The 19,096-nt window shown below is 61.4% G+C and carries 12 protein-coding genes; 10 read left to right on the top strand and 2 right to left on the bottom strand.

From position 1 onward, the window contains the following. The first annotated feature begins 157 nt into the window (after nucleotides 1–157). From bcsR to ETEE_RS07120, 9 genes are all read left to right on the top strand, one after another. Nucleotides 158–349 (top strand): cellulose biosynthesis protein BcsR, encoded by a 192-nt coding sequence (gene bcsR, locus ETEE_RS07160; protein WP_034164084.1) that lies wholly within the window; start codon nucleotides 158–160, stop codon nucleotides 347–349. 5 nt (nucleotides 350–354) lie between these two features. Further along, nucleotides 355–1,101, top strand: a complete 747-nt coding sequence (gene bcsQ / locus ETEE_RS07155; protein ID WP_034164016.1) for a cellulose biosynthesis protein BcsQ — start codon at nucleotides 355–357, stop codon at nucleotides 1,099–1,101. After that, on the top strand, nucleotides 1,098–3,665 hold the full coding sequence (gene bcsA, locus ETEE_RS07150) for a UDP-forming cellulose synthase catalytic subunit (RefSeq protein ID WP_034164015.1): 2,568 nt from the start codon (nucleotides 1,098–1,100) through the stop codon (nucleotides 3,663–3,665). The genes bcsQ and bcsA overlap by 4 nt, the downstream gene beginning before the upstream one ends. A 51-nt stretch (nucleotides 3,666–3,716) precedes the next feature. Continuing rightward, nucleotides 3,717–6,002: a cellulose biosynthesis cyclic di-GMP-binding regulatory protein BcsB gene (gene bcsB, locus ETEE_RS07145; protein ID WP_034164013.1), complete on the top strand. Its 2,286-nt coding sequence runs from the start codon at nucleotides 3,717–3,719 to the stop codon at nucleotides 6,000–6,002. A gap of 4 nt (nucleotides 6,003–6,006) precedes the next feature. After that, the gene (gene bcsZ / locus ETEE_RS07140) at nucleotides 6,007–7,128 is read left to right on the top strand and encodes a cellulose synthase complex periplasmic endoglucanase BcsZ (RefSeq protein ID WP_034164012.1); all 1,122 of its coding nucleotides are present in this window, start codon (nucleotides 6,007–6,009) and stop codon (nucleotides 7,126–7,128) included. After that, nucleotides 7,110–10,571, top strand: coding sequence for a cellulose synthase complex outer membrane protein BcsC (bcsC, locus tag ETEE_RS07135; RefSeq protein WP_034164011.1), 3,462 nt, complete (start codon nucleotides 7,110–7,112; stop codon nucleotides 10,569–10,571). The genes bcsZ and bcsC overlap by 19 nt, the downstream gene beginning before the upstream one ends. 247 nt (nucleotides 10,572–10,818) lie before the next feature. Further along, a complete protein-coding gene (gene hmsP, locus ETEE_RS07130) occupies nucleotides 10,819–12,858 on the top strand; it encodes a biofilm formation regulator HmsP (protein ID WP_081926405.1) in 2,040 nt (679 codons plus the stop codon). Nucleotides 12,859–13,059: 201 nt separating this feature from the next. Next, entirely contained in the window at nucleotides 13,060–14,340 is a 1,281-nt protein-coding gene (locus ETEE_RS07125) for a dicarboxylate/amino acid:cation symporter (protein ID WP_034164009.1), read from the top strand. Between the two features lie 270 nt (nucleotides 14,341–14,610). Beyond that, on the top strand, nucleotides 14,611–16,143 hold the full coding sequence (locus ETEE_RS07120) for a M16 family metallopeptidase (RefSeq protein WP_034164007.1): 1,533 nt from the start codon (nucleotides 14,611–14,613) through the stop codon (nucleotides 16,141–16,143). A gap of 73 nt (nucleotides 16,144–16,216) precedes the next feature. Here ETEE_RS07120 and kdgK read toward each other — a convergent pair whose 3' ends face one another. Next, the gene (gene kdgK, locus ETEE_RS07115) at nucleotides 16,217–17,146 is read right to left on the bottom strand and encodes a 2-dehydro-3-deoxygluconokinase (protein ID WP_034164005.1); all 930 of its coding nucleotides are present in this window, start codon (nucleotides 17,144–17,146) and stop codon (nucleotides 16,217–16,219) included. Between the two features lie 277 nt (nucleotides 17,147–17,423). Between kdgK and pdeH the strand changes: the two genes are divergently transcribed. Next, nucleotides 17,424–18,197 carry a cyclic-guanylate-specific phosphodiesterase gene (gene pdeH, locus ETEE_RS07110; RefSeq protein WP_034164004.1) on the top strand — a complete coding sequence of 258 codons (774 nt, stop codon included), beginning with the start codon at nucleotides 17,424–17,426 and terminating at the stop codon, nucleotides 18,195–18,197. Here pdeH and ETEE_RS07105 read toward each other — a convergent pair. Next, nucleotides 18,179–18,967 (bottom strand): CDP-diacylglycerol diphosphatase, encoded by a 789-nt coding sequence (locus ETEE_RS07105; RefSeq protein ID WP_034164003.1) that lies wholly within the window; start codon nucleotides 18,965–18,967, stop codon nucleotides 18,179–18,181. The genes pdeH and ETEE_RS07105 overlap by 19 nt on opposite strands. Nucleotides 18,968–19,096: the final 129 nt, after the last annotated feature.

Below are 19,096 nucleotides of genomic sequence, written 5' to 3'. Positions count from 1 at the left end.
GTGTTCCACCATGCCGACATAGGCAAAATAACATTATCTATCAATTAATTATTAGATAGTAATGTGGGTTATCATCCCTCTTTTGCATTATGGCAGCGCCATTTTTCTACCTTGCTATACTCACTTAAACCATAGCTGAATTTTTATGGTTAGCAGAATGAGCGAGCAAACAAAGCATCGAACGGCGCCGACGCCGCCATCGTCGGAAGATCTTGCCGTGTTACAGCGTATCTACGGGATGATGGATATTGATTACGTCAATATCGTGCGGATAGAGCATGTAAACAAGGCGTTGGAACGCTGGCCGCTGTTGGCAGAGTGTCGCCAGCTGGCAGAACGACGGGACTAATCCATATGGTAACGGTAGCGCTACAGGGGATTCGCGGCGGTGTCGGAACTACCGGTACCGCCGCGGCGCTGGGTTGGGCGCTCAATGGTCTGGGACAGCGGGTGCTGGTGGTCGATGCCAGCCCCGGCGCTCAGCTGGGTATGCATTTCAACCTGCCGCTCGCCGATCGCGCGGGCTGGGCGGCGGCGCTGTTGGATGGCAGTGCGTGGCAGGCGACGGCCTGGCGCTATACCGAAGGGCTGGATGTTCTGCCTTTCGGCACGGTGGATCCGGCGCAGTTGCCTGCGCTAGCGGCCTGCGTAAGCCAGGCTGAGTGGCGGGCGTCCTTTGCGTCGCAAAGCGCGGCCTACGACTGGATCATCCTGGATATTGGCAGCGGGCATGCGCCCGTATCTCGGCAAATGGCGGCGTTCAGCGAGCTGTTGCTGCTGTTGATGATGCCGGATGCCAACTGCCATTTGCGCTTGCATCGTCAGGCGCTGCCCGATGATGCGCACCTGCTTATCACGCAGCTGTTACCCGGCAGCGTATTGCAAGAGGATCTCTACCTGCTGTGGAAGCAGACGCTGCCCAGATTGGTGCCGTTGGTTATGCACCGAGATGAGGCCGTCGCCGAGGCTGCCGCAGGTAAACAGCCTCTCGGTGAGTATGCGCCCTATTCCCAGGCGGCGCAGGAGGCCACCAACCTGGCCGCATGGTGCCTATTACAGCGTCTGCCAGGCCAGCGCCCAGCGCGCGCGGAGGCGACATGATACATGCGTTGGATGTGCTGCTGGCGGCGCCGGCCAGGCGGGCATGGACGCAGCGCTATCGGGCGTGCCGCACGCATGGCGCGACGTCGCCGGGTGCGATAAGCGGTTGTTTCTGGCTTACGTTAGCGTGGCTGTTTCTGCATTGGGAGTCGCCGGCTTGGCAGGCTATCCGTCAGCAGCAGGCCGCGTTGTTTCCTCATCTCGATCCGCTGCGGCCCCGTCCACTCGATCCGGTGCGATATGGGCTGCAGGCGATATGGCTATTGTTGACCCGCTGGCCGCATTCCGAAACGTTACTGGGCGCTCTCCGCCGCGTAAGCAGGCATTTCCTGCAGTGGCTGGCGGGGTTACCGGCGCGATGGGGACGGCGGAAGGGCGAATCGGTCTGGTTGGATGAGCTACCTAATGCTTTGCGCCGGGTTGTATTGACGCTGTCGGCGCTGCTGGGGGCCGCACTCGCGTTACTGTGTATTTCTCAGCCGTTTGACCTGCTGTCACAGTGTATCTTTGTGCTGCTGCTGTGGGGATGCGCGATGGTGATCCGCCATATTCCCGGGCGCTTCACCACGCTGCTGCTAGTACTGCTGTCCATTACGATTTCTTGCCGTTACATCTGGTGGCGCTATACCTCAACGTTGAATTGGGACGACCCTTTCAGCCTGATCTGTGGCCTGCTGCTGTTAGCCGCTGAAACCTATGCCTGGGTCGTGCTGCTACTGGGGTATTTTCAATCGGTATGGCCGCTGAATCGCCCGCCGGTGGCTTTGCCCAAGGCGATGGATCAATGGCCTATAGTCGATGTTCTGATCCCCACCTATAACGAAGATCTCAGGGTGGTTAAACCCACCATCTACGCTGCGCTGGGGATCGATTGGCCTCGGGATCGGATCAACATCTATCTGCTGGATGACGGCGGCCGTGACAGCTTTCGCCAGTTTGCCGAGGAGGTTGGCGTTCACTATCTTGCGCGTCCAACCCATGAGCATGCCAAGGCCGGTAACTTAAACTATGCGCTGAAGCGCATCAAAGGTGAGTTTGTTGCGGTGTTTGACTGCGATCATGTGCCCACCCGTACGTTTCTGCAGCTGACCATGGGCTGGTTTTTACACGATGCGCGGCTGGCGATACTACAAACGCCGCACCATTTTTTCTCGCCGGATCCGTTTGAGCGCAACCTAGGGAACTTCCGACGCACTCCGAATGAGGGCCAGCTATTTTATGGCCTGCTGCAGGATGGCAACGATATGTGGAATGCCACCTTCTTCTGTGGCTCCTGCGCGGTGCTGCGCCGGACGGCGCTGGATGAGGTCGGCGGTATCGCCGTTGAGACGGTGACCGAGGATGCGCATACCTCGCTGCGCCTGCACCGTAAGGGCTGGACATCTGCCTATATCCGCATTCCGCTGGCGGCCGGGCTGGCGACGGAGAGCCTGTCGGCACATATCGGCCAGCGTATGCGCTGGGCCCGCGGCATGACTCAGATTTTCCGCCTGGATAATCCCTTTTTGGGCAAAGGGTTAACCCTGGGGCAGCGTTTGTGCTACGCCAACGCCATGATGCATTTTCTCTCCGGTATTCCCCGGCTGATCTTCCTGGTCGCGCCGTTGGCGTTTCTGCTGTTTCACACCTACGTTATTTTTGCGCCGGCGATGGCGATCGTGCTGTATGTGATTCCGCATATGTTTCATTCCAGCTTGGCGCGCATTCGCCTCCAGGGGCGCCATCGTCACTCTTACTGGAATGAGATCTATGAAACGGTATTGGCCTGGTATATCGCCCGTCCGACGCTGGTGGCGCTGATCAACCCGAAGAAAGGGCGTTTCAATGTGACCCAGAAAGGGGGATTGGTCTCGCATAATCATATGGATTGGGTTATTTCGTCGCCCTATCTGTCGCTGGTGTTATTGAGCGTGCTGGGGCTGGTGTTTGGTGCCTGGCGTCTGTTTTTTGGCCCGCAGAATGAGCAAATTACCGTGCTGCTGACTGTCGGATGGGTGATCTACAACCTCGTTATTCTGGGCGGCGCAGCGGCGGTCGCCGTTGAGGTGCGCCAGATCCGTCAGGCGCACCGAGTAGACATCGCGATGCCGGCAATCCTGATGCGCCACGATGGACATCTTTACCCCTGCACACTGCACGATTATTCCGACGGCGGCGTGGGTATTGAGCTGGCGGATGAGCGTCTGTGCCTACGGGAAGGTGAGTCTATTTCTCTGCTGCTGCAGAAAGGGGAAGAGAGTTTTGTGTTTCCGGTTGCGGTAACGCGGGTCGTGGGGCGACGGGCTGGGCTGCGTTTGGATGGACTGAGCGTCGCACAGCATATTGCGTTTATCCAGTGCACCTTTGCCCGCGCCGATACCTGGGCGCTGTGGCAGCAGGCCATCCCAGAGGATCATCTGGGCGGTGGTTTTGTCGGCATTTTACGCCTGGTGGGGCGCGGTTACCGTAGCCTGGCTGAGTATGCCCCGGCACCGTGGCGCATGCCGATCATGGTGGCGGTGTGTTTGGGCGCTTGGCTGGTTTCCTTTGTACCGCGTCCGATAGCGGGACGCCAGACCACGTAGTGTGTATGCAGTATGTGGGCACTAACTTATTATGGAGCAACGGAGATACCCATGATGAAGATGATACACCTGTTGTGGGCTGCCATCGCGCTGGGCTCCAGCACGATGGCGCAGGCACAGTCTCCGTTTCCAGCGGCGTCAGATAGCGCGCCGGCGGCGGATGGCGCAGCGGCACTGGTAACGGCGCATTCTTCGGCTGCACCGGTCTCGACGCAGACGCTGGATTTGACCCGGTTAGCCTCCGGGCCGACAGTACTGCGCGGCGATAATCCCAATGCCTATATGGAGTTCGGGGTGCCGCGCGACCAGCTGGTGACCAATGCGATGCTTAACCTGGTGTTTACTCCGTCGCCGTCGCTGGTGCCGCTGGTATCTCAGGTTAAGGTATTCCTCAACGATGACCTGGTCGGCGCCGTGGCGGTCGATAAAAGTCAGTTAGGGCATGCCAATCAGGTCCAGGTGCCGCTAGATGCCCACTATATTACCGATTTTAACCGCATTCGCCTGGAGTTCGTCGGTCGCTATCAGTCTTACCGCCAGTGCGACAACGAGTGGCATCCGACCCTGTGGCTGGCCATCGGGCAGGGCAGTAGCCTGACGCTGACGACCCAGTCCCTGTTACTGCAAAACGACTTATCCCTATTCCCCCGGCCCTTCTTTGACAGCGCCAGCAAGGTGCCGCTGACGCTACCGGTGGTGTTCGCCGCCGAGCCGGATCTGGCGCAGCAGCAGGCCGCGGCGGTGCTGGCATCCTGGTTCGGTGCGCAGGCGCAGTGGCGCGGTCAGCGTTTTCCGGTGCTGTATAATCAGCTGCCGGATCGGCATGGGGTGGTGTTTGCGACTAATGCGCAGCGTCCAGACTTTTTAGCTGACTACCCGGCGGTTGATGGGCCGACGGTGGCGATGATTTCCCGGCCGGATAATCCTTATATCAAGATGCTGTTGATTATGGGGCGTGACGATCGCGACCTGATGACGGCGGTGCGGGGGATTGCCCAGGGCGATATCCTGCTGCGCGGCGATAGCGCCCGCGTCGATCGGGTCGAGACGCTCGCTCAGCGGCAGCCGTATGACGCGCCCAACTGGGTGCCGACCGACCGGCCGGTCACCTTTGGCGAGCTGCAAAGCTATCGCGATCAGCTACAGTCGAGCGGGGTGCGTCCGGCGCCGATATCCTTAACTTTGAATCTGCCGCCGGATCTGTTTTTGCTCCACAACGCCTATGTGGATATGAATCTGAAGTACCGCTATACCCAGCCGCCGTTTAATGACGGTTCGCGTATGACCGTGAATATCAATAATCAATTTTTACAGGCTTTCCCGCTACTGCCCTCGGAAGATCAAGAGCGTGCATTATTACATATCCCTTTGATTCAGGGCTTGTTTGATAAGATGGATGCCGTCACTATCCCCGCGATAAAGCTGGGGGTTCAGAACCATCTGCGCTTCGATTTTGACTATGTGGTGCCCTATCTGACGCCCTCCAACGGCGAGTGCGTCTCTTATCAACCGTTGCCGAATACCGTGGCCATCGGTGACGCCTCGACCCTTGATTTCTCCGGTTTCCGTCACTTTATCGCGATGCCGGATCTGCGCAGCTTCGCCAACGCTGGTTTCCCCTTTAGCCGCCTGGCCGATCTGTCGCAAACCCTGGTGGTGGTGGCGCCTAAACCCTCGCCGGTACAGGTGAGTACCCTGCTGTCGGCGCTGGGGAACATCGGCGCGCAGACCGGCTATCCGGCGCTGGCGGTGACCCTGAGTGACGACGTTGCGCAGGCGCAGGATAAGGATCGCGATATTCTACTGATCGGGCGTATTCCACCGACGCTGCGCGACGCGGATCGGGTTGCGGCGCTGGTGAGCGCGACGCAGAGCTGGCTGGAGAGCCCGATGAATACGACGACGGACAACACGATTCCGGATCCCGGCGCGACGCGCGCCGCCGCGAAAACGACCCTCAGCGCGACGGCGCCGCTGGCCGCCATCGTCGGTTTTCAGTCTCCATTCAATGCGCAGCGTAGCGTGGTGGCGCTGCTGGCAGACGATCAGCCGGGCTATGAGTTGCTTAATAATGCCTTGATTGACAGCGGTAAAACCGAGGCGATGTACGGTTCGGTCTCTATTATTCGCACCTCCGGCGTCAATAGTTTGCGGGTGGGCGACATTTACTACGTTGGCCACCTGCCTTGGTGGGAGCGCCTATGGTATATCTTCTCCTCTCATCCGTTCATTCTGGCGGCCTTGGCGCTGCTGGCGATTGTTCTGGTGAGCCTGGTGCTGTGGCGAGTGCCGCGTATGCTGCGCCGCCGCCGTCTGGATCCCGACGATAGGAGATAAGCGCATGAAGGAGTCGGTCTGCCGTGCACTGATGGCTGCCACATTGCTGTGTGTCAGCGTCGCCGCCGTTGGCGCGCCCTGTAAATGGCATGAGTGGGAACAGTTTCGTCAGGGCTATATCAGCCCTGACGGGCGGGTTATCGATCCCAGCTCTCCCCGCCAGATAACCACCTCGGAGGGGCAAAGCTATGCGCTGTTCTTTGCCCTGGTCAATAACGATCGCGCCTTGTTCGCTAAGCTATTGGCCTGGACGCAGAATAACCTGGCGCGGGGCAGCCTGAGCCAGCGTTTGCCGGCCTGGAAGTGGGGGCTCCATGATGACGGACGCTGGCGCGTATTGGATGACAACTCCGCCGCGGATGCCGACCTGTGGATGGCCTATGTGCTGCTGGAGGCCGGACGTCTGTGGCAGGATACCGACTACCAGCATTTGGGCGTTCAGCTGCTGGAGCGGATTGCCCGGGAGGAGGTGGTCTCCCTGCCAGGGGTTGGCGTGATGCTGCTGCCGGGGCGCCAGGGGTTCCGCTCCGGCGCCCTGTGGACGGTAAATCCAAGCTATCTGCCGCCGCAGATCCTGGCCCGGCTTGCGCCGTTGCATGGGCCGTGGAATCGCCTGCAGTACAGCGCATTGCGGATGTTAGAGGCGTCGTCGCCGCAGGGTATCGTGCCGGACTGGACCAACTGGCAGCGGAATAAGGGCTGGCTGCCGACGCCGGGACGGGCCTATATCAGCGGCTATGATGCTATCCGGGCCTATCTGTGGGCGGGAATGCTGGCCGACGGCGCTCCGGCCAAACGCGCGCTGGTGAAGCACTGGCAGCCGATGGTGGCGCTGAGTGAGCGTCTGGGATATATCCCTGAAAAGGTCAGCGTGCTGGGCGCTCAGCCCCAGGGCGAAGGCAACGTCGGGTTCTCTGCCGCCATGCTACCGTTTCTGGACGCCAGCAACAGCCCGTTGTTGGCGGCGCAGCGCCAGCGGGTAAAAGACAACCTGCCGGGGAACAATAACTACTACAGTTCAGTCCTGACGCTGTTTGGCCTGGGATGGGATCAGCGGCGTTACCGTTTTAATCTACAGGGCGAACTGGTGCCAAACTGGGGTGCCGTATGCGATGTTTCCGACTGAGTCTGACCGCCCTGCCGGTGACGTTGGCGCTGAGCGCGCCACTGTGCGCCAGCGAGGTAAATGCGACTGACTGGCTGCTGCAGCAGGTGCGTATAGGCGAGTCTTCGCAGCGTTACGATCTGGTAACGCAGTCGCTCAACCGTCTGATGATGATCGCGCCCGATGATCCCGAGGTGATCCTGGCGCGTATTCGCATGCTGCTGCGCCAGGGGGATATGGCTGCAGCCAGCCAGCTTGTCGAGACGTCGTGCCGTCCGGCACCGGATGCCGCCGTGTGCCAAACGGCGCGGATGCAGGTGGCGCTGAGTATGCCGGAGGGACATCAGGGGCTGCAGCAGGCGCGCCTGCTGGCGTCCGGCGGCCAGTATGCGGCGGCCGTTGCAGCCTATGACAAACTGTGGCACGGCATGTCGCCTCCGCTGGAGTTTGCGCCGGAGTACTGGCGTACGGTCGCCCGTCTGCCGGGGCAGACTGCGCGGGCGATAGCGGCGCTGCAGGCCGTTAATCAGCGCTATCCCAACAGCGCTGCGCTGCAAACGACATTGATTGGTCTGCTGTTTGCTGACGGAAAAGAGGCGCAGGCCTACGCCTTGCTGACGCAGATGGCGGCAGACGGTGCCACCCGCGATAGCGCCGCCTCTCTGTGGATGGCGCAGATCCAGCGTATGCCGCTGGGCGAGCAGAGCGTGGCGGCCCTGCAGCGTTATATTCAGGTGTTTCACGATGCGCCGCAGGCCGTAGCCGACGCACAGGCTCTACTGCAGACGCAGCAAGCCCAGCTGGCGGATCCGCTGTATCGGGCGCGCAGTACGGGGCTGGCGCAGGCTGCCGCCGGAAATGACAGCAAGGCCCAGCCGCTGCTGCAGCAAACGCTGCGTCAGCATCCCAACGATGCGGAGACGCTGGGCGCGCTGGCGCAGACCTATTCACAGCAGGGCGATCGTCAGCGGGCGATCGCCCTGTTTGAACGCGCTATCGCGGCCGATCCACACAGCGATCAGCTGAGCAAATGGCAAAGCCTGCTGAAGACGAATCGCTACTGGCTGCTGATTAAACAGGGGGATGAGGCGTTGGCGGCGCATCAATACGCCCTGGCGCAGCAGCGATATCGTCAGGCTCAGGCGCTGGATGGCGAGAATGCCTACGGGCCGATCGGTCTGGGGGATGTGGCCGCGGCGCAGGGGGATTTAGCGCTGGCGGAGCACTCATATCGCCTGGCGCTACGGCACGATCCGCTGAATGGCAGTGCGCTGAGAAAGTTAGTGAGTCTTTACCAGCGGCAGTCGCCGGAGAAGGCGCTGGCCTACCTGCAGCAGCTGCCGGCGGCGCAGCGCCGGGCCATGCAGTCGGCGTATAGCGAGCTGCAAAGCGATGCGCTGCAGCAGCAGGCGGCGGCCCTGGCGGGGCGTCAGGCCTGGGGCAGCGCGCTGGAAAAGCTGAATGAGGCGCAGCGTCTGACGCCGGACGATGTCTGGCTGAACTACCGGCTTGCCGGTACGCTGGTCAGCGCCGGACAGCCTGAGCGGGCCGATGCGCTGATGCAGCGCATGGACCAGCGTTTCTCCCACAGCGGCGACCAAGTGTACGCCCGCGCGCTGTATCTCTCCTCCCGAGGTCAGCCCGATCAGGCTCAGGCGGTGCTGCGCCGGATCCCCGCGGCGCAGTGGAGCGACGGCATGCGCGCGCTGGATCTGCGCCTGCAGGCCCAGCATATAGTCGACTACGCCAACGGTCTGCGCGACGGCGGCCATGAGCAGCAAGCGATCGCTTACTTACAGCGCCAGCCCGCCACCACGGCGATTGATCTGACGCTGGCCGACTGGGCGCTGGCCCGGGATGACTATACGGATGCCCTGACGGGATATCAGGGCGTCCTGGCGCGCGATCCGCAGAACAGCGATGCCCGTTTAGGGGTGATTGAAACGCGGGTGGCGCAGGGCGATCGCCGCGCGGCCGAGGAGGCGCTGCGGCGCCGGCCGCCGCAGGCGGCGGCGGACGATCTTAACGTACAGCGCCGGCTCGCCAATGCCTGGGCCGCCAGCGGGGATCCGCAGCAGGCCCGGCGCATCTTTGACTCGCTCCTGCCGGCGGCGCGCCGAACGCCGGGCATGGCGGGGGCGCTGGTGCTGCGTGACGATGCGCGTCTGGCGGTACAGTCGCGCCAAACCGCGCGGGCGCAGAACGATCTGCGTTCGGCCATGGTCGCCACGGGTATCAGTGAGACGCCGCCGCAGGATAATGATGCGTTTACCCGCCTGACGCGCACTGTGCCGCAGGATGACTGGTTAAAACGCAGCGTTCGCGCCGACGGCGCCGATCTCTATCGTCAGCAGGAGGTCCGCTTTACCCTTGAGCACGACTACTGGGGCTCTAGCGGCACCGGAGGCTATTCCAATCTCAAGGCCCATACGACGATGCTGCAGGCCGATATGCCGCTGTACGATGGCCGCCTTTTCCTCCGCGGCGATCTGGTCAATATGGATGCAGGCCGCCTATCGGGCGGCGCCTACCAGGATAAGTTTGGCAGCTGCTATGTTACGGGATGTCCGGCCGGCGAGGGGCAGCGCGGCGCCGGAACCAGCCTGGCCGTTGGCTGGCATAATGGGGCCTGGCAGATGGATATCGGGACAACGCCCATCGGCATGAAGGTGGTGGACTGGGCGGGCGGTATCGCCTACAGCGGTAGCTGGGATCATATTGGCTGGACGCTGGAAGCCCACCGCCGCCCGGTCTCCAGCTCCCTGCTGTCGATGGGGGGGCAGCGCGATCCCCATACCGGCACGGTATGGGGCGGTGTCCGACGCAACGGCGTCGCGCTGAGCGGCAGCTACGATCGCGGCGGGCCGCACGGCCTGTGGGGCACGCTGAGCGCCGACTATCTGGAGGGCAAGAACGTCGAGAGCAACAGCAGCATGCGCTGGATGGGGGGCTACTACTACAAGCTGATCAATGAAGATAACCGTCGAGTTAGCGTTGGGCTCAGCAATATGCTCTGGCATTACGACAAGGATCTCAGCGGTTATACCCTGGGACAGGGCGGCTACTACAGTCCGCAGCAGTATGTGTCGTTCGGGATACCCGTCAACTATCGCCAGCGCACGGAGAACTGGTCGTGGGAGCTGGGCGGATCGGTCTCCTGGTCCTACGCCAACACGGCACGGCAGGCGCGCTACCCGCTGCAGAATCTGGTCGACAGTACGACGGTGCCTGACTATGCCGCATCGGACGACGGCGGCAGCAGCAACGGCTTCGGCTATACCCTGCGGGCGATCGTGGAGCGGCGGCTGAGCAGCCACTGGTTCGTCGGCGCCGGGGTCGATATTCAGCAGGCGAAGGACTATACCCCCAGCCATGCGCTTATCTATGTGCGCTACTCAATGCAGGGGTGGCAGGGCGACATGGATCTGCCGCCGCAGCCTCTGCGGCCCTATGCCGATTTCTAGAGCGGAGGCAGATACGCCGCGCGCGGACGAATAGGCCGCTGCGCGGCGTTTTTTTTACGTAATATTATGTGGATATGGAGCATGATGGTTCTCACTTATCCCAGGGATGGAATGGGAAAGGCGCGAAACGATCTTTTGGTATAGTTAATAACATTGGCTAATCCAGTATACTCGGCCGGTTTGAGGCCTGTGGGCGCCGCCGACGCGGCGGCGGGCCGTCAGCAAATTTTGTGTGCGGAGAGAGAGTTTGCGAGTCAGTCGTTCCTTAACCATAAAACAGATGGCGCTGGTCTCCTCGGTGGCGCTGGTGACCGTCTGTATCTTCACGGTGATTCAGCTGTTTCACTTTGTGCAACAGCGTAAGGATGACTATGGCCAGCAGATGCAGAGTATTGCCCAGTCGGTGCGCCTGCCGCTGGCCGACGCGATGCTGAACATGGATGTCGCCAAGACCCAGCAGATCCTGGACGGCCTGCGGGCGAGCGGGATCCTGGCGCGAGCTGATATCGTATTGCCCCATCATGAGGTTCAGGTGCTGCGCGGTCACTTTCCCGCGGCACGTCCCGTGCCGCGCTGGGCGGGCCGGCTTTTCCACCTGCCGCTGCAGCTCTCTACTCCGCTGTATGGCGTGGATCGCGGCCGTGCGACGCCGGATCATCCGCTGGGCTATCTGATCCTGCAGGTGGACTCGTTCCGTCTGTACCGTTTTATTCTCACGACCTTCGCGACCATGGTGTCGACCTACCTGCTGCTGGCGCTGATCCTGACGGTGGCCGTCAGCTGGTGCATGAACCGCCTGCTGGTGCATCCGCTGCGGGCGCTGGCGCGTGAGCTGCGCAGCATGCCGCTGGAGGCGCCGCACTACCATCAGCTCCCCCTGCCGCCTCACCACGGCGATGATGAGCTGGGGCTCTTGGTGCGTACCTATAACCGTAATCAGCAGGCGCTGGAGAGGACGCGCCAGACCATGGGCCAGCTGTCGACGCGCTATCCCCAGACTAACCTTCCCGGTCAGGCGCTGTTTGTGTCGCTGCTGGAGCAGCAGTGCCAGACCGGGCGTGAGGGACAGTGCGTGATGATGGTCAGCATCCCGACCCTGCAGGAGGCGATGGGGGTGTTGGACTGCGGGCAGCGCGACATGTTGCTGATGACGCTGGTGGAGCGCCTACATGAGGGGATCTCACCGGTCAGTCTGCTGGCGCAGGCGAGTCAGGACGGCTTTTGGATCCTGGCGTGCGATGCGGCGCGCCCGAGTGACGCGATGCAACAGGCGCAGCGTCTGATGAGCCTGCTAACGCAGCCGGTGACTCTGGACAATCTGGCGCTGCGGCCAACGGCGGCGATCGGGATCGCGATGCACCGGCCGTCGCTGGAGGCGACAGAGGAGGTGGGTGGGCTTAGCCAGACGGAGCGGCTGCTGACGCAGGCTCGCTCGGCGCTGAATATGGCGCTGACGGACGGGAAGAATCGGGTGCTGTTTTTTGAGCCACAGCTGGCGGAGCGTGTTAAGGCGCGCCTCACCCAGGAGAATGAAATTCTGAACGCACTGCGTCAGGGCGATTTTGAGTTGTACCTGCAGCCGCAGATCGATCTGCGCAGCCAGCGGCTAGCGGGGGCGGAGGCGCTGATCCGCTGGCATCGTCAGGACGGCGGCTGCAGCGAGCCATCTCAGTTTATTCCGCTGGCCGAGGAGCAGGGCGGTATCGTGGCGCTGGGCGAGTGGGTGCTGGAAGAGGCGGCGCGGATCTTAGTTGACTGGCAGCGACGGGGGCTGACGATACCGCTGTCGCTGAATGTCTCTGCGCGGCAGCTGGCCGACGTCCGCTTTGGTCAACGCCTGGAGACCCTGCTGCAGCAGTACGCGATTTCAGCGCAGCGTCTGCATCTGGAGATTACCGAAACCGCCTATATCAGCGATATCCACAGGGCGGCCAATACGCTGGATCGCCTGCGTAACCAAGGTGTGCGCGTGGCGCTGGATGATTTCGGCATGGGGTATGCCGGGCTGAACTACCTGCGTCATTTGCCCGTCGATATTCTGAAAATTGATAAAAGCTTTATCGATCAGATCCCGTTGGATGGTGCGCTGGTGCGCATTGTCGGTTCGATTGCCGAGGTGCTCTCCCTGGACGTGGTCGCGGAAGGGGTGGAGACTCAGGGGCAGTGCGATTGGCTGCTGGCCAACGGCATTCACTATGCCCAGGGATATTTCTTCTCGCCGGCGCTGTCCCTGCGTGATTTCCTGGCGAAGTACCCCGTGGCCGCGGCGGCGGCCCCCTCCGTTTAGCGTCGGTGATATCCCTGCTAGAAATAAGGATAACTCTTGCAGGGTCTTATGCGTTTCAGCTCATAGAATTGATTAAATAACTTTTATAATTGAAATACTGCGTTTCCATATTGTTAACTCAATGTTATTTTTAGCCGTATGCAATACCCGCCATTCGGGATGCAGAAGCAGCGCGTTCGTACCCGACCAGGAATACAAATCATGAAAAAAAGCATCTTCACGAGCCTCTATCTACAGGTGTTGGTGGCCATCACTATTGGTATTTTGCTCGGCCATTTCTATCCCGAGCTGGGTGCCCAGATGAAGCCGCTGGGCGATGGCTTTGTCAAACTGATTAAGATGATCATCGCGCCGGTGATCTTTTGTACTGTAGTGACCGGCATCGCCGGTATGGAGAGCATGAAAGCGGTGGGGCGCACCGGCGCCATTGCACTGCTCTATTTTGAGGTAGTCAGTACCATCGCGCTGATCATCGGCCTGGTGGTGGTGAACGTATTGCAGCCGGGCGCGGGCATGAACGTCGACCCGAACGCGCTGGACGCCAAGGCGGTCGCGGTCTATGCCGATCAGGCGGCGCAGCAGGGCATTGTGGCTTTCCTGCTTGACGTGATCCCCAGCAGCGTTATCGGCGCCTTTGCCAGCGGCAACATCCTGCAGGTGCTGCTGTTTGCGGTGATGTTTGGCTTTGCGCTGCACCATCTGGGTGAAAAGGGGCAGCTGATCTTCAATGTGATCGATAGCTTTGCCAAAGTGATTTTTGGCGTGATTAACATGATTATGAAACTGGCGCCCATCGGTGCCTTCGGCGCCATGGCGTTCACCATCGGTAAGTATGGAGTGGGGACGCTGGTACAGCTGGGGCAGCTGATCCTGTGCTTCTATATCACCTGCATCCTGTTTGTGGTGCTGGTGCTGGGCAGCATCGCCAAGGCGACGGGGTTCAGCATCTTCCGCTTTATCGCTTACATTAAGGAAGAGCTGCTGATCGTACTGGGCACCTCCTCCTCGGAGTCGGCGCTGCCGCGGATGCTGGACAAGATGGAGAAGGTTGGCTGCCAGAAGTCGGTGGTGGGGCTGGTGATCCCCACCGGCTACTCCTTTAACCTGGACGGAACCTCTATCTATCTGACCATGGCGGCGGTATTTATCGCCCAGGCAACCAACGCCCACATGGATATCTGGCACCAGGTGACGCTGCTGGTGGTTCTGCTGCTCTCTTCGAAGGGCGCCGCCGGCGTGACCGGCAGCGGCTTCATCGTCTTGGCCGCAACCCTGTCGGCGGTAGGGCATCTGCCGGTGGCCGGGCTGGCGCTGATCCTGGGCATCGATCGCTTCATGTCGGAGGCCCGGGCCCTGACTAACCTGATTGGTAACGGCGTGGCGACGATCGTTGTCGCCAAGCGCTGCCGTCAACTGGATGAAAAACAGATGCGGGCCGTACTCGGCGGCCGTGACAGTGCGCTGAGGGATCCCGTCGCGTAGCGCCTCTCCCGCGCGGCGACGGGTGTGCGCCGCCGCGTTTCTCCCCATTCCGCCCCTGCCCCCGGCTTTTTGTTACCGGGGGTGAATGTTCGCCCCCTGCGGCTTGATGCTGCCGGGGGCGCCTTTATAATGAGCCCATCTATTTCCCGCCGCGCAGCGTTACGCGGAATTTTTTTTAAGCGTGGGCGACTTTGGCCGTTTTCCGTGGTCTAACGGAACAACGCCTATATGCGTGGGCTATGCTTTTGTCCGATTTGAGTAGGGGTTCACATGCAATACACCAAATTGCGTCTGATGGTTGGTGGGCTGGCGCTGGCCATGGTCGGTACCAGCGTGCATTCTGAAACGCTACAGCCCGATCCTGCCTGGCAGGAGGGCAAGCTGCCAAACGGTTTTTCCTGGCAGATACTGGCGACGCCGCAGCGTCCATCCGATCGTATTGAGCTACGTATGATCGTCAACACCGGCTCGCTGTCGGAGTCTCCTCAGCAGATGGGGTATGCCCACCTGCTGCCGCGCCTGGCTCTGGCGCAGGGCAAGGGGCTTGACGCGACCGCCCTGCAGTCGTTTTGGCAGCAGGCAATCGATCCCGTCCGCCCGATGCCGGCGGCGATCACCTCGTACGATTACACCAGCTATAACCTGAGCCTGCCCAATAACCGCCCCGATCTGATGAAGGATGCCCTGCGCTGGCTGGCCAATACCGCCGGTGATCTGCAGGTGAATGTCGAGACGGTCGGTGAGGCGCTGAAAGGCACCGACAGCCGCGTGATGGCGCTGCCTGGCGAGGCCGGCGATCCCTGGTGGCGCTACCGCCTGAAGGGGTCCAACCTGCTAGGTCATGAGCCGGGGCGGACGGCAGCGGTTCCGCTGGCGCCGGCGCAGCTGAACTCTTTTTATCATCAGTGGTATACCCCCGATGCGATGACGCTGTATGTGGTCGGCAACGTGGATGCCCGGGCGCTGAGCGAACAGATTAATCAGACCTTCGGCCCTCTGAGCGGCAAGCGGGAGACGCCTGCCACCGTGCCGGCGCTGCCGGCGCTGGCCGCGGCACCGGTGAGCCTGATCGCCGATGGCGCCAAACAGGATATTCTGTCGCTGGTCTGGGATACGCCGTGGCAGCCGATCCGTGACTCTCAGATGCTGCTGCGCTATTGGCGTAGCGACTTGGCGCGCGAGGCGCTGTTCTGGCATCTACAGCAGGTGCTGGCCAACAGCGCGCTGAAGGGCAGCGTGAGCCTGAGCTTTAACTGCCAGGTGCAGTATCAGCGCTCGCAGTGCGCAATCCATTTAGAGACGGCCCAGGCATCGTTGAGCAAAACGCTGGCGTTTATCGCCGATGAGATGTCCGCGCTGCGTGACGATGGGATTACCCAGCCGGAGTTTGACACCCTGCTGGGGCAGAAGAGCGAGCAGCTGAGCCACCTGTTCGCCACCTATGCGCGGACCAATACCGATATCCTGATGAGTCAGCGCCTGCGCTCACAGCAAAGCGGCGTGGTGGACATCGCCCCGGAGGCCTATCAGAAGCTGCGTCAGACGTTCCTGAGCGGCCTGTCGTTGGACGATATTAATCAAGAGCTGCATATCATGCTGTCGCGGGAGCCCGCGGTGGTGCTGCGTCAGCCGCGCGGCGAGGCAGAGGAGAACGTCGGCCGGCTGCTGGAGGAGTATAACCGGGTGATGGGGCTCGGTGGTGAAGACGCCGTCGCCGCGGAGGCGGTAGAGCCGCCGTCCCAGCCGGCCGCCGCAGAAAACCCGGCCCACGAGACCACGCCGCCCCAGCCGCTGGCGCAGTAGGTACGCTGCGCTAGGTGCGACAGAACAACGCCGGCTTACGCCGGCGTTGTTCTGTGTGGCCTACCGAGGGGGGTTAGGCGGGCATGACGTCGCGGGGAATGATGGCACCGCGGTGCTGGATCACCGTACTGGCCGTCAGGTGCCCCCGGGCCGCAGCCGTCTGTACATCGCCGCCCAGCAGGCGGACGGACAGATAGCCCGCGCTGAAAGAGTCTCCGGCCGCAGTGGTGTCAATGACCTGCTCTTTGGCCAGTCTGACCGCCGGGATCTCATCGCGCCGGTCGCCGATGGAGACCAGGCAGGCGTCGGCGCCGCGCTTGATGACGACCTCGCTGACCCCCAGGGCGTGAGTGCGCTCCAGTACGGCATCCAGCGGCTGCTGGCCCCACAGTAAATCCTCATCGTCCAGCGTCAGAAACGCGATGTCGGTGCAGGCGAGCATCGCGCGATAGGCACTGCGGGCCTGCTCGATCCCCTGCCACAGGCGCGGGCGATAGTTATTATCAAAGATAACCTTGCCGCCGCTGTTCCGGCAGCGCTGCAGCAGCAGCATCAGGCGCTCGCGGCTGACGTCATCCAGAATGGCCAGGCTGATGCCGCTGAGATACAGGTAGTCAAACTGCGCCAGGCGATCGCAGATGGCATCAGCCTCGACGCTCTGCAGCCAGTAGCGGGCGGCGGCATCATTACGCCAGTAGTAGAACGTCCTCTCGCCGTGCGCGTCGGTTTCGATCACATACAGCCCCGGCAGCTTATCGCTCATGCGCTGAACCAGGCCCGTCTGTAGACCCTCCTGCTGCCAGGCATCGATCATTTCACCGCTGAAGCTGTCGCAGCCCAGCGCGGTGACATAGTGCACGGACAGGCGATCGGCCGGCACCTGACGGGCCAGATAGACGGCGGTATTCAGGGTATCGCCGCCGAATCCGCGCGTCAGATCCGCGCCTTTCTGTGACAGTTCAATCATGCATTCGCCAATAATGGCAATTTTCGCGCTCGTCATGGGAAATCAGCCCGTGGTAACCAGAGAAAATGGCCTCTAGTGTGTCGATGGGAAATACCCTCGTCAATAAAAATAAAACAACGTTCTGTTTTTATATGATTTGGATCTAAAAACCTCCCGCAGAACGGGGGCCAGGGGCCTGCTGCGCCCGGGGTTAAAGCTTTTGTCATACATGCCGATAAACACAGCAGTACGGGAGGATATGCCCCACCGCGGGGCTCCCCGTCGCAGGGGCACAGAGGCTGCCGTTATTCAGAGATCAACGGATGGGAAATGCATGAACATTGGCAATATCGTATCCGGTGGCCCGGGAGCCGTGCCGTTGCTGCACAGCGATGCCTTGGGCAGTGCCTACTGGCAGGCCTGTGAACGGGAATACACTTTTCAGCCGATCTACTCTACCTGCGGCCGCCCGCTGGCCATTGAGCTGCTCACCCAGGTGGTTCACCCGGATCAGCCGACGCGGCGGCTTTCGCCGGAGCACTACTTCGCCAATATTCCGCTGTCGCTGCGTTTACAGGTGCTGCTGGAGCAGCTGCGCCTGATACACCGCTGGCGCGCCTTTTTCGGGCAGCGCGATCTGTTTGTCTCTATCAATGTAGATGGTCAGGCGCTGCATGCGCTACAGAAGAAGGCCGAGGCGGCGACGCTGATCGGCGAACTGCCGTTTTTGCGTTTTGAGGTGCTGGAGCACGTACATGGCAGCGCGCCGATCCAGGGGCTGCCGGATCTGCATCGCCTGTGGCTGGATGACTTTGGCAGCGGCCTGGCAAACTTCTCTTCGCTCATAGATGTTCGCTATGAGTTCGTCAAGCTGGATCGCGCCGTGTTTGCCCTGCTGTGTCAGACCCAGGAGGGAACCGAGCTATTTATGGCGCTGGTGGCGATGATGCGCCAGTATTCACGCGGGGTGATTGTGGAAGGGGTGGAGACGGCTCAGGCCTGGCAGCTGGTGCAACGCTCAGATGCCTGTGCGGCCCAGGGCTACTACCTATCACGACCGCTCCAGTTTGAACGTCTTCCCCTGTTGCCTCAGCGCTTCGCCGGGTAATCGGTGTGCGGTGCCGAGGGGTACAGCTGCGGGCAGCGGTGGTCCTGAATCTCCTCGATCGAGGCCAGACTGCCGCGCCACAGCGACCGGCGGGTCGCCAGCAGGATCAGCTGACCGTCCGGCGCCGGCAGCAGCGCCAGCCCATAGGCCGCCATATTATCGCGCGCCCCGCTTAAGCGGGAGAGCAGAATAAAAGGGCTCTCCCGCGCCAGCGTTTCATTGCTCAATCGCCTTGCCCAATAGGGGTGACCATTGATCCCATTGCTGACCGCCTGCCACTGCGTTCCGAGCGTGGGATAGATTTTCCACAGCTGGGAGACGACCGCCTGACGGGTGCAGGAGATATGGATATGCAGCTGATCCTGGGTACGTCCCGCCCGCGAGTTGATGGTCAGAGAGAGGCGGCTATCGGCTATCGGTTGGCCGTAGCGCTGGCTTAACAGCGGGCGGCTGTACCACGCCAGCGCCATATAGTTGGGCGTCGCCGGGTTGAGCAGCTGCGGGTCGTCGATGCCGCTGCTGCGGACGGTGGGCAGCAGCAGGTACTGCAGCGCCCCCCGGCGATCCTTGAACAGGGCGTAGCCCTGGCGGCGGTCCAGATAGGCACAGGGGGCGGGATCGCCGGTCGTCTGCTGGTGGGGGAGGCACTGCTGGCTGACAATGCGCCACAGCGCATCGCTCTGCGGATGATACAGCAGCAGCGCGACGGCGGCGCCCAGCAGCAGCAGCGTTGCCGCAAGGCCATAGGTGTAGCGGTGACGGATCTGCATGATGTTACCTGTTTACAGCGGTGTAAAATTATGGACGCTCGTCCTACGAGGGCCGCTTGGCGCCGGACGTCGGCGTCTTAATTTATGATACGGATAAATATTCTATTTATCCGCTGTATCAGATTGATG

Origin of the sequence: Edwardsiella anguillarum ET080813 (assembly GCF_000264765.2) — a bacterium.
GTDB classification, from domain to species: domain Bacteria; phylum Pseudomonadota; class Gammaproteobacteria; order Enterobacterales; family Enterobacteriaceae; genus Edwardsiella; species Edwardsiella anguillarum.
Note: the sequence above shows the minus strand (reverse complement) of the source record. Positions and strands in the feature narration are given on the sequence as shown.